Raw genomic sequence first — 11,296 nt, forward strand, 5'->3', positions numbered from 1 at the left:
TCGCGAAACGCCGCAGCCAAGTACCACTCGCCGCGTCAGTGCGGGTGCTGGGCGGCGTAGCGGGCGCGCTCACGGGCGCGGCGGTCGGCGCGTTCGGGGTTCTCGAGGTCCTGGGGGAATCCGTGCTTGGCCAGGCGGTGGCCGCGGTTCATCGGCATGAAGGCGACGGTGTAGAAGAGGGCAAGTAGCAGGGCGAGCAGCACCATCGAGCCGCGCAGCCACAGTTCGCCCGGGAACAGCATGAACACCGCGAACAGCGGGACGAACGGGACCAGGCCGCGCACGACGTGGCGGGGGAAGGCGTACTTGCCGGTGAGGTCGTTGCGGACCCAATCGCGCATGGAATCCGGTAGCCGGCGCCCACAGGCGTAGCCGAGCCACTGGATCGGGTTCGGGCGTCGTCGTTCGCCGCTCATGAGCTCACTCCTTCGATATGGGCCTGGTCCGCTTCGGTGTGGGGCGAGTCCGCGAGCACGGATCGGCGGGCGGCCTGGTTCACGCGAGTCAGCACGGTGTGCAGTTCTTCGAGATCGGCCAGGCTGACCCCGAGCCGCTGCACCACGGCCGGCGGGATGGCCTCGGCCTGTGTGCGCAGGGCGCGACCCTGTTCGGTCAGATCGATCACCAGGTTGCGTTCGTCGCGCGGATCGCGCTCGCGGGTGATCAGTCCGGCGCTGTGCAGCCGCTTGAGCAGCGGCGACAGAGTAGGAGAGTCGAGCTGGATGGCCTCGGCGATCTCTTTGACCGACATCGGCGCCGAACCCCACAGCGCCAGCATCACCAGATACTGCGGATGGGTGAGCCCCATCGGCTCCAGCAGCGGCCGGTAGACCGCGAGCACCGCGCGGTTGGCCACCGCGAGCGCGAAACACACCTGGCGGTCCAGGCGCAGCGGATCGTCGATCTCGGTGTCCATCACCTCTCCCTTCATGCCCACCACGTTAGCGCATTAATAGTTAGTGTGTGAAGTAATTGTGACCGGCGTCCTGTTCGCTCTGCGGTCTGCCGGGTGGTCTGATAGATGAATGGGTACGGCAGGTACGAAGGGTGTTCCGCGCGCGGAGCGCGAGCGGCAGATCCTGGATGCCGCGACCGAGGAGTTCGGCCGGTTCGGTTACGCGGGAACGTCCCTGGCTGCCGTGGCCGCCCGGTCCGGGATCTCCAAGCCGATGGTGCTGGCGTACTTCTCGTCCAAGGACGGGCTCTACACCGCGTGTGTGCGGCGCGCCGGCGACAATCTGTCCGCCCATATCGAGGGTGCGATGACCGACGGCCTCTCCGGCCTGCGCCTGCCCGCGATGGTGCTCACCGCCATCTTCACCGCGCTGGAGCCGCGGCCCAACGACTGGAACGTCCTGTGGGATCGCAGCCTGCCCGACGACGGGAACGGGTCGGCCGAGGCTGCCCGGGTGCGCGCTCGGCTGATCGAGCAGGCGTCGCGGGGTGTGGCGGTGGTGGGTGCCGCGGACGGGCGTGCGGTCGACGCCGATGACCTGGCGGTGCTGACCGAGGTGTGGACCGGGATGGTGAGCTCGGTGGTGCGGTGGTGGCTGCGTCATCCGGAGCATTCGGCAGCCGATATGGCGGCGCGGTCGATGCGCATTCTCGATCTGGTTGCAGACGCCGGTGCGCGGGATCGGAGCACGCGGTCTTGACCCCTTTATGACCGATCGGTAAATTAACCGTTCGTCGCGCAACGTGGCGCGCACCGGGTGCCCGTCATCGGGTGTACCGGAGTTGGTCGAGAGGGTGTTCCTATGTCGGCAACCAAGATCACCGACCGAAACGGGCAGCGCAGTCTGCCGGTGCGCGTTGCGGCCCGGGCCCTGCTGTCCGGCCTCGCGCCCCGGGTGGATCGGCGCGTCATCGAATCCAGCAGGCCCTTCGATCGCCCGGATATGCTGCGCCCGCATCAGGATTCGTCGCTGTGGGCGTGGACGCACTACGGCATCTTCATCCCGCGGCTGCCCGGCAGACACCGCTACCTGAACACGATGACGCTGATCGGCGCCACCGGCTCGGTGTGCTTCGACAACGACTACCTGACCGTCGCCGACGCCAGGCACACCAGCACGGTGTTCTCCTCGACCGCCCACGCCACGCAGCGCCACTACCGCGCCTACGACACCCGCTCGGAGTGCGAATTCGCCGCCGACGGGTCGGTGTTGCGCTGGGGCGAGGATCTCGACATCTCCGGGACCTATCCGAATTTCACCCTGACCGGCCGCTACCAGGGCTTCCGCGTGGATGCCGAGATCACCGCCACCGCCCAGGCTTCCTGGTTCATCCGCACCCCGGTCTACGATCACGTCAGCTTGCTGGCGACCTGTCGCGGCACCCTCACCGACGCCGAGGGCAGCGTCGAGTTCGAGACGCTGTGCACGGTCGAGTACGCCCGCTGCGTGTCACCCCAGGCCTTGACCGCCCGGCCGGTGCCCGAGTGCCTGAAACTGCCCGTCGACTTCTTCACCTACCAGATCATCAACCTCGATCACCGAACCCAGTTGCTGCTCACCGACGTCCGGGCCGCAGGCACCACCGCCTGCCGCATGGCCCACCTGCGCTCCCTGGACGGCGACGCCCGCGCCTACACCGACGTCCAGATGGAGGTGCTCGCCGACCGCCCCGCCATCGACGAACTCGGCCGCACGATGCGGGTACCTCGCGAGCTGCGCTGGTCGGTGCGCGACGGCAGCCGCGAGGTCTTCGCCCTGCACGCGACCGTCGACTCACCGCTGCGCTACGGGCACGGCCGGGGGTACGCGGGCGCGGTCACCTATGCGGGGACCTGGCGTGGGCGGGCCATCGACGGGAGCGGGTACTTGGAATGGGTGGACTGTGAGGGGCGATGAGCCATCCGGTCGGGGTGCGCCTGCTGCCCGCGCTCGGCGCGAGGTCAGAAGTCGAGATCAGGGATATCGATGTCGAGTACTGATTGGGTGAGGGCGTCCAGTTGGGTCATGGCCGCGCCGATGTCGAGCGCCTCGAGCTCGGCGGCCTCGGCGCGCAGCTCATGGAGTTCGGCTCGCAGGGCCGCGGCCTCGTCGATGGCGGGTGCGTGATCGGCCGCGGTCGGCGGTTCGCACGGCTGCCAGGCGATGGCCTGGTGCCACCAGGAATCTTTGCGTGCCCACGACCACACCGCTTTGCGGGCCAATAGGGCGTCGTCGGTGAGGAGGCGGAAGTGCTTGTTGCCGGTGCGGCTGGTCAGCTCGTGGATGCCGTCAGGCAACTGTCTGGTACGGATGTCGGTGAGGTGGTCGTGCGTGAGCGTGAGTATCGGTCCGTTGAGTTCTTGGCCGTCCGGGATCAGAATGTCCACCAGCGATTCGGTCAGATGGGGGAAATTGTGCGTGCCCGCTGTCACGGACAGCCGGACCGCGGTGCGCGGATCGTGCAAGCGCCCGTCGGCGACATCGAACACCGCCAGATCGCGGTTGGCGGTCAGTCGCAGCGCGGCGCACAGGCAGGCGAGGTAATCATCGGATTCGCTGCGCAGCAGGACCCCACGTCCGTCGGGGGGCTGCGCGACCGACAGCGGTGCCGGCTGCCGGCCGAGCTGCGCGGTCACGACACCGACCACCGGCAGCGGTGCCGTCGGTTCCGGCCCCGCCAGGATCGCCTCGTACTGCTCGAAAGCCCGTTCCGGCGAACCCGTTGCGGCGGCGGGCAGTACGGCGAACACTGAACTCACCCGCCAAGTAGAGCACTAACCGGCCACCCGGCACCCGCCACTGCGGACAAATCAGACCTCAGATGCCGGAGACATCCGCGATCTGACCGATGCCATAGGTGATCGCCATGGCCAGTGCGCCACCGATCACCACTCGCACCACCGCGCGGCCCCGCCGGCTGCCGCCGAGGCTCGCGCTCACCGAACCGGTCAGCGCGAGCGCGATGAGCACCGCAGCGAACGTCACCGGAATCCGGAGATCGGTGGGAGGCAGCAGAATCGCCAGCAGCGGCAGCAGCGCACCGACGGTGAAGGCGACCGCGGAGGACAGGGCCGCATGCCACGGGTTGGTGAGCTCGTCCGGGTTCAGGCCCAATTCGGCCTCCGCGTGCGCGGTGAACGCATCGTGGGCGGTGAGCTCCTCGGCCACCTTGCGCGCCGTCTCCGGCGACAGGCCCTTGGCCCGGTAGATGCCGGTCAGCTCCGCGAGTTCGGAATCCGGTTCGTCGAGCAGTTCCCGGCGTTCCTTGGCCAGCAGCGCCCGCTCGGAGTCGCGCTGGGTGCTCACCGAGACGTATTCGCCCACCGCCATCGAGATCGCGCCCGCACTCAATCCGGCGATGCCCGCGGTGAAGATGGTGCTGGTGGAGGTGTTCGCGGCGGCCACACCGACCACAAGGCCCGCGGTCGATACGATGCCGTCGTTCGCGCCGAGAACGCCGGCGCGCAGCCAGTTCAACCGCGTCGCCAGCTGCTCGGTATGTGGCTCGTGCGGATGCGGCGTGGTGTCCTCGATCTCGCTCGACCCGCCGGATGAGTCCATAGCCGCAGCCTATGTCACCGCGGCCGCGGATACAGACGCCTGATCGCGGGCGAGGGCGGGGTTTTTGCGGACGGCGGTGGGCGGCTGCCGCCACCAGCGGCGGCAGCAGCGGGTCAAGGTGGCCTGCTCGGTGAGCCCGACGAGGGAGGCGATCTGGCTCATCGAGATATCGGTGGTGGTGAGGTAGCGGCGGGTTTCGGTGCGGCGCACATCGTCGAGGACGGCGGCGAAGGTGGTGCCCTCGGCGCTGAGCCTGCGTTGCAGAGTGCGCGGATGCAGTGTCAAAAGCCGGGCCACCACGCCGATTTCGGGTGGGGTGGTGCCGAGCAGCTGCTGGAGCGCGGCGCGCACGGTCGGCACCATGGAACTGCCGTAATCGGCGGTCTGCTGGGCGAGGAACTCCATGGCCAGCCGGTGCAGGTTCTCGTCGCCGCCACTGAGCTGCCGAGCCGCGAGGGCGCCGGGTACCCGCAGCAAGGCATCGCGCCCGCCGGCTCGTACCGGGGCGCCGAAAAACTCCTCGTAGACCGATAACGGCGCGGGTGGCCGATACGGCAGCTCCACCGAACGCAGGCCGTAGCGGTCGCCGGTCAACCGCTGAATCGCGCGGTGCACGAAGGCCAAGCCGAGGTCGGTGCCCTGGATCGGGATCGCCGTCGCGGCCCGCACGCCGTAGCGCAACGCCACCACACCGCGGTCGCCGTACGGGTCGGGTTCGAGCACCAGGCTCAGCGATCGGGCGTGCACGAACAGGTATCGGGAACTGCATTCGAGCACGTCGGCCAGGGTGGGTGAGCTGCGGATGGCCAGCGCCAGCGGACCGAGCATGGCCAGATCCTGGCGCGCGGACATGCGTAGACCGAGGTCGGGGCAGTCGAGCCGGTGCGCGGCCAGTTCGAGGACCGCGGCCACCGCCTGATCGGAGACCAGCATGTCGTCGGTGTCGAGGGCTGCGACGGGCAGCCCGCAGGCGGTGGCGAAATCCTCGGCGTTGCCGCCCAGCTCGGCGACCGTGGCCCGGAATCCGCGCAGTCCAGCGGAACGAATCACCGACATGTCGCTCAGAATCAAATACTTGTCGTGTGAAGTCAAGTAGCTGGGGCTGCCAACTCGCACACTGGAGGCATGACCGAGACCGTTGTTGTTCCGGAACACCTCGATGTGGTGATCGTCGGTGCCGGCCTGTCCGGCATCGGCGCCGCCTACCGGTTGCAGGCCGAATGCCCCGGCAAGTCCTACGCCGTGCTCGAGGCGCGCGAGGCCATGGGCGGCACCTGGGACCTGTTCCGCTATCCGGGCATCCGTTCCGATTCGGACATGTTCACTCTCGGTTACCCGTTCAAGCCGTGGCGCGACGCGAAATCCATCGCCGACGGTCCGTCCATCCTGCGCTACATCAACGAGACCGCTGCCGAGAACGGGATCGACCGCAGGATCCGGTACCGGACCAAGGTCGTCGGCGCCGAATGGTCCACCGCGACCGCGCGCTGGACGCTCACCCTCGAACAGCGCGACGAGCACGGCAACGCCGAACAGCGCGCCCTGACCTGCGATTTTCTCTACACCTGCGCCGGCTACTACAACTACGACCACGGGCACGCGCCCGAGTTCCCCGGGATCGACACCTTCGCGGGCACCGTCGTGCATCCGCAGTTCTGGCCGGAGGACCTGGACTACGCGGGCAAGCGGGTGGTCATCATCGGCAGCGGCGCCACGGCCGTCACGCTGGTGCCGAATATGGCCGACGACGCCGAGATGATCACCATGTTGCAGCGCTCGCCGACCTGGATCAGCCCGGTGCCCGGCCGGGACAAGATCGCTGACCGGATCAGGGCGACGTTGCCGCCGAACCTCGCACATCGGCTGATCCGTACCAAGAACATCCTGTTCAACGTCGGCTTCTATCAGTACTGCCGCCGTCGTCCGGAGGCGGCGCGCAAGCTGCTGACCGGATTGGCCGCCCGCATCCTGAAGGACGAGCAGGCGGTGGCCGAACACTTCACGCCCAGCTACGACCCGTGGGATCAGCGACTGTGCGCGGCGCCGGACGCCGACTTCTTCAAGTCCATCCGCAAGGGCAAGGCCGAGGTCGTCACCGATCACATCGAGACCTTCGTGCCCGAAGGCATCCGGCTGGCCTCGGGCCGGGTCCTGCCCGCGGATGTGGTGATCACCGCGACCGGTCTGCAATTGCTGGCCTTCGGCGGTATCAACCCGGTCGTGGACGGGCAGCAGGTAGAGCTGTCGGACCAGTTCGTCTGGCAGGGCGCAATGCTCACCGGAGTGCCGAACTTCGCCGTCTGCATCGGCTACACCAATGCCTCCTGGACCCTGCGCGCGGACCTGACCTCGCGGCTGGTCTGCAAGGTGATCAACCATATGGACCGCAACGGCTATGCGGCCGTGGTGCCGCGGCCGGACGGCAAGCTCGACGAGCGCCCGCTGCTCGATCTGGCCTCGGGCTACATCCAGCGCTCCATCGGCGACTTCCCGCGTCAGGGTGATCGGCATCCGTGGAAGGTGCGGCAGAACTATCTGCTCGACTCCGCGACGACTATGCGTACCGATCTGGGTAAAACCCTCGCTCCGACACCGAGATCGGCGGTGCGCGCGGTCGAGTCGGTGCGCTGAGCGGGTGCCCGTTTTGCCGCCGCCCTCGTCAGCCGGTCCACTCACCGGTGGCGACGGTCGCCGCGTGCCTACGGCGGGGCGCCGAAGCGTAGGTGCGGGCTGCACCGTTACCTGCTCGGCGGCAGGCGCTTTGGTTGATGCAGGGTGAAATGTCTACCAGCGCAAAATAATTGAATCCGCAACGGTTTGTTTTCGTGTCGGGTCGGTGGTGCGTTGTTGTCGGGGGTCCGGGCTATCATGCGCTGAGTCCGTTCGGGTGAACGAGCGCACAGGCCGCGACCTGTGCAATCGCCGGTAGGCGGGCCGATCGCGATCGTCGAGCGCAGAGGGGTATCGATGGACAGGCCGGCATGGGCGCCCGAGGGCGTGGATATGCAGCAAGCGAGCCCGGCGCGGATGTACGACGCGCTACTAGGCGGATCGCACAACTTCGAAGTCGACCGGCGGGCTGCCGAAATGGGCGCGAAGCTGGTGCCCGATCTACCGCGGCTCGCACTGAGCAACCGCGCCTTCCTGCGCCGCGCGGTGCGGTATCTCGCCGAAGCCGGGATCACCCAGTTCCTCGACATCGGCTCCGGCATCCCGACAGCAGGCAATGTGCACGAGATCGCGCAGGAGCTCGACCCGAGCAGCCGGGTGCTCTACGTCGATATCGACCCGGTCGCGGTGGCGCACTCACGGGCCATCCTCGGCGAACAACAGCGTGCCGCGGCCATCGAAGGAGATCTGCGCAAGCCCGCGGACCTACTGGCCGAGGTCCGCGAGACCGGCCTCATCGACTTCGACCGGCCGGTCGGGATCCTGCTGGTTGCGGTCCTGCACCTGGTCGCCGACTCCGACGATCCGGCAGGCAAGGTCGCCGCGTTCCGTGCGGCCGTCCCCGCGGGTAGCTACGTCGCCGTCTCCCATCTGACCTCGGAGCTACGCCCCGAAGACGCGGGAAAGCTCGGCGCGTCGGCGGCCAACGACAGCCGGGTCGGCATCCACTTCCGCTCCCGCGAAGCCATCGAGGCTATGTTCGATGGATGGGACCTGGTCGAGCCGGGTGTGGTGGAGCTGCCTGCCTGGCGGCCCGAATCCGAGCGCGATCACCACGAGGCGCCGGGCCGCTCGCTCGGCCTGGCCGGGCTCGCGCGCAAGGTCTGACTCGGGGCAGCAGGGGATTGGGCAGGGGGCGTGATCGTGTGTGCGGGTGAGCTCGCGGTGGTGTGGGCCGATGCGCTCGACGGGGCGGTGGCGCCGCCGCTCAATCGCGACCGGATCGAGCAGCTGCTGGCCGGCCTGGCCGAACAACTCGTCGCGGCGCTACGGGGAAACACCGAACCACACGCGGCCCGGGCCACGGCGGCGGCTCTTGTCGCCGCGAACTATCGCGATCCGCAGACGGTCGGCCGCACCATACCGGTGATCTTCGACGCCATGGCCGACCAGGCCGAACATGCCGAGGGGGCCGATCCCACGGCGATCCGGGAGCGGGCGATCCTGGTCGCGGCCGAATTCGCCACCGGATTCACCGCCGCTCTGCGGTCGGCGGCTTTGACCGAACAGGAAGCCACCTTGTCCGCGGCACTCGGCGCGGCGCGCACGGCCGAATCCCGGCGCGAGCTGTCGGAAGCCCGCTTCGCCGCGGTCTTCGCGGGCGCGTCGGTCGGCATCGGCACCGTCGACGTCAACGGGCGGGTGCTCGATGTGAACGCCGCGCTCGCCGAGATGCTGGGCCTGTCGGCGGAGACCATGCCGGGGCGTTCGGTCGCCGAACTGGTGGGTGAGGCCAATATCGGGCGAGCCTTCGCCCAGATGAAGGAACTCCTCGCGGGCACGGTCGACCGCTTCCGGCTGGAAACCGATCATCTGCGGGCCGACGGCAACGTGGCCTGTATCGACCTGTCCATGTCCGCGGTTCGCGACCACACCGGACGAGTGCGTTTCCTGATCGGTGTCGCGGTCGACGTCACCGACCGCAAGATGCTGGCCGATCAGCTGTGGTACGACGCCAATCACGACGGTCTCACCGGCCTGCCCAACCGCGGCCTGTTCTTCGACCGGCTCGCCTGTGCCATCCCACCCGTCGGCGTCTGCTATCTGGATCTCGACGGGTTCAAAGAGGTCAACGACGAATGGGGGCACACCGTCGGCGACCAGGTGTTGCGCGTGGTGGGTGAGCGTTTGCAGGAAGGTGTCGCCGCGGTCGGCGGACTGGCCGCGCGCATCGGTGGCGACGAATTCATCGTGATGGTGGAGGAATGCACCGGCGAGGATCAGCTGACCGCGTTGCGTGTGGATCTGCTGACCTCGCTGACCCGTCCGATGGTGATCGGCGAACGGCCCATCACCATCGGCGCCAGCATCGGCACCGTGTACCTGGAGGAGCCGCCCGCGGCCGTCGACGAGACGATGCACGCGGCCGATACCGCCATGTACCGGAACAAGCCGTCGCGGTCCCGCGCGCAGTGACGGCCGCGGGCTATGGGACGGTGTGGACGTAGAGCAGGCCGATAGTGGCCAGCGTCATCGCCGGTGTGAGCAGCCAGGTCTCGATCTTGTTGCCGGTGCGCGAGATCAGCGGAATGCCGATGCGTTTGTTCAGCGGCCACAACAGCGGGCAGCCCTTGTCGGTGAGACAGTCGCCGATCAGATGGATCAGCGCGCCCAAGCCGATCGCGAACGGTAACCACGGCGGCACGTCCGGCAGCCAGCGTGCCATCAGCAATGTGCCGCCACCGGCCAGCAGGACGCAGGGGCCATAGGCTTTGAGCGAATCGCCCGACGGGCACAGGTGCAGCGCCCGCGCACCGAGCGCCAGCATGAAGAAGATCAGCCCGAAGGTGAAGTACTTGCCCCACACGTGCTGTCCTGCCCAGGTGGCCCAGCCCGCCAGCAGCACGAACGCGAAACTGTGGGTGGCGTGCCGGTGCCCGCCTGATATCGCGGAAACACCCTTGGACAGTAGATGACTCACCGGACCGAGCGAATGGGAGATGGTGCCCTTCGGATGATCGATATCGGGCACCAGTGCCGCGCCCGCGGTGATGATGGTGCCGAGCACCAGCTCCATCGCACTCACCCGCACCGGGCCCTGAACCAACTCCAAGACCGCGACCGGAGCCATGGTCGCCGTGGCCGCGAAGGCCAGCGCCCCGCTGGTGGCATGCGAGTGCCCGAGCATTCTTCTCTGTTCCCCCCTACCGGTGGACCGTCATGTGCCCGAACAACTTAACAACACGCACAGACAAGTGCGGTCCGCCGCGTTGACCTGCCGATTCGATGCCGCTGCTATGGCGGCGAACCGGTCGCGATACCGAAACGCCCGGCACAATCGGACTCGCCGACACGACGGTGGAGGTGAAACCGAAACCGCTCGAGGCCATTACCGGGCGGTGCGCCAGTGCCAAGCTGAAGTCCTTAGATCGCGCCACGCGAGTCGAATCAAGGGGGCTGGGGGATGAAGGAAGCACGTCCGTGGCTCACGCCGATTCCGCGGTATGAACCGCCGGTCTCGGCGTATGTGCCCGACAAGGAGCATCGCTGGGTGAGGGCCGGAACTCGAACCGAAACGGCGGCGCCGATCGACCGGCCGAAGTCCGCCGAGGCGACCGTTGCACGTGCGGCGCACGGTCCGAGCAGGCTGTGCCATTCGCGTCCGGTGTTGCGAAAATCCGATGCCGCTCGGGCAGCGCCCGCTGGAGTGCGCCGAGCGATGCGTGGCGCATGTTCCTCCGGCCCGGAACCGGCGAACTCCGGTGAAGCGCGGGAATTCGCCGGGCAGGCGGTCCGCGTAGTGCTCGAAGTCGTCGACGGCAGAAGACCATTCGCGCACCTGGCCACACTCGCAGATCCGGTCGTTGCCGCCGCCGTGCGCACCGTGATCGCCGGGGAATCCGCACCGGGGCGTGGGCTCGGTGTCGCGGTACCTGCCCGGGTGCGGGTCATGATGGTCGACGAACGAACCGCCGAGATATGCGGCACCTACACCCGCGGTGAGCAGACCTTCGTGATGGCGGGCCGGATCGCGCGCAGGCGAGGCGGTTGGCAGGTGACGGCGTTGCGGTTGCTCTGATCTGCGGGCCTGCATCGACGCGCTTCCCCGCTTCGAGCACATCCGATACATTTCCGTATCGAACAGCGCACAGTGACGCGACGGCGCCGGAGTCCGTCCGGCGATCGAGGAT

General features: G+C 68.1%; 12 protein-coding genes. 6 read left to right on the forward strand and 6 right to left on the reverse strand.

The window, feature by feature from the left end; all coding sequences use genetic code 11:
* Positions 1–35: 35 nt before the first annotated feature.
* Both ACFXNW_RS19675 and ACFXNW_RS19680 read right to left on the reverse strand, forming a co-directional pair.
* Positions 36–416 carry a DUF5313 family protein gene (locus ACFXNW_RS19675; protein WP_379419161.1) on the reverse strand — a complete coding sequence of 127 codons (381 nt, stop codon included), beginning with the start codon at positions 414–416 and terminating at the stop codon, positions 36–38.
* Positions 413–931: a MarR family winged helix-turn-helix transcriptional regulator gene (locus tag ACFXNW_RS19680; RefSeq protein ID WP_379419162.1), complete on the reverse strand. Its 519-nt coding sequence runs from the start codon at positions 929–931 to the stop codon at positions 413–415. The genes ACFXNW_RS19675 and ACFXNW_RS19680 overlap by 4 nt, the downstream gene beginning before the upstream one ends.
* A 94-nt stretch (positions 932–1,025) precedes the next feature.
* Between ACFXNW_RS19680 and ACFXNW_RS19685 the strand changes: the two genes are divergently transcribed.
* Together ACFXNW_RS19685 and ACFXNW_RS19690 are read left to right on the forward strand one after the other, a co-directional pair.
* A complete protein-coding gene (locus ACFXNW_RS19685) occupies positions 1,026–1,655 on the forward strand; it encodes a TetR/AcrR family transcriptional regulator (RefSeq protein ID WP_379419163.1) in 630 nt (209 codons plus the stop codon).
* 102 nt (positions 1,656–1,757) lie between these two features.
* Positions 1,758–2,852, forward strand: coding sequence for a DUF6670 family protein (locus tag ACFXNW_RS19690; RefSeq protein ID WP_379419164.1), 1,095 nt, complete (start codon positions 1,758–1,760; stop codon positions 2,850–2,852).
* A gap of 44 nt (positions 2,853–2,896) precedes the next feature.
* Here ACFXNW_RS19690 and ACFXNW_RS19695 read toward each other — a convergent pair whose 3' ends face one another.
* From ACFXNW_RS19695 to ACFXNW_RS19705, 3 genes are read right to left on the reverse strand one after another with little or no spacing between them, the layout of a single operon-like run.
* Complete coding sequence (locus tag ACFXNW_RS19695) at positions 2,897–3,694, reverse strand: hypothetical protein (protein ID WP_379419165.1); 798 nt, start codon at positions 3,692–3,694, stop codon at positions 2,897–2,899.
* A gap of 58 nt (positions 3,695–3,752) precedes the next feature.
* The gene (locus tag ACFXNW_RS19700; RefSeq protein WP_379419166.1) at positions 3,753–4,496 is read right to left on the reverse strand and encodes a VIT family protein; all 744 of its coding nucleotides are present in this window, start codon (positions 4,494–4,496) and stop codon (positions 3,753–3,755) included.
* A 9-nt stretch (positions 4,497–4,505) separates the two neighbouring features.
* The gene (locus tag ACFXNW_RS19705) at positions 4,506–5,552 is read right to left on the reverse strand and encodes an AraC family transcriptional regulator (protein ID WP_379419167.1); all 1,047 of its coding nucleotides are present in this window, start codon (positions 5,550–5,552) and stop codon (positions 4,506–4,508) included.
* A gap of 69 nt (positions 5,553–5,621) precedes the next feature.
* Between ACFXNW_RS19705 and ACFXNW_RS19710 the strand changes: the two genes are divergently transcribed.
* The 3 genes from ACFXNW_RS19710 to ACFXNW_RS19720 all read left to right on the forward strand — a co-directional run bounded on the left by ACFXNW_RS19710 (position 5,622) and on the right by ACFXNW_RS19720 (position 9,581).
* Positions 5,622–7,127 (forward strand): flavin-containing monooxygenase, encoded by a 1,506-nt coding sequence (locus ACFXNW_RS19710; RefSeq protein WP_379419168.1) that lies wholly within the window; start codon positions 5,622–5,624, stop codon positions 7,125–7,127.
* A gap of 336 nt (positions 7,128–7,463) precedes the next feature.
* The gene (locus ACFXNW_RS19715; RefSeq protein WP_379419169.1) at positions 7,464–8,273 is read left to right on the forward strand and encodes an SAM-dependent methyltransferase; all 810 of its coding nucleotides are present in this window, start codon (positions 7,464–7,466) and stop codon (positions 8,271–8,273) included.
* 30 nt (positions 8,274–8,303) lie between these two features.
* Complete coding sequence (locus ACFXNW_RS19720) at positions 8,304–9,581, forward strand: diguanylate cyclase domain-containing protein (RefSeq protein ID WP_379419170.1); 1,278 nt, start codon at positions 8,304–8,306, stop codon at positions 9,579–9,581.
* A 10-nt stretch (positions 9,582–9,591) separates the two neighbouring features.
* Here the strand turns inward: ACFXNW_RS19720 and ACFXNW_RS19725 are convergent, their stop codons facing one another.
* Entirely contained in the window at positions 9,592–10,293 is a 702-nt protein-coding gene (locus tag ACFXNW_RS19725) for a metal-dependent hydrolase (RefSeq protein ID WP_379419171.1), read from the reverse strand.
* 276 nt (positions 10,294–10,569) lie between these two features.
* On the opposite strand from ACFXNW_RS19725, the gene ACFXNW_RS19730 reads away from it, so the two are divergent.
* Positions 10,570–11,184, forward strand: coding sequence for an Rv3235 family protein (locus ACFXNW_RS19730; RefSeq protein WP_379419172.1), 615 nt, complete (start codon positions 10,570–10,572; stop codon positions 11,182–11,184).
* Positions 11,185–11,296 lie beyond the last annotated feature (112 nt).

Origin of the sequence: Nocardia sp. NPDC059180, from assembly GCF_042754945.1 — a bacterium.
In the GTDB taxonomy this organism is placed as follows: Bacteria; Actinomycetota; Actinomycetes; order Mycobacteriales; family Mycobacteriaceae; genus Nocardia.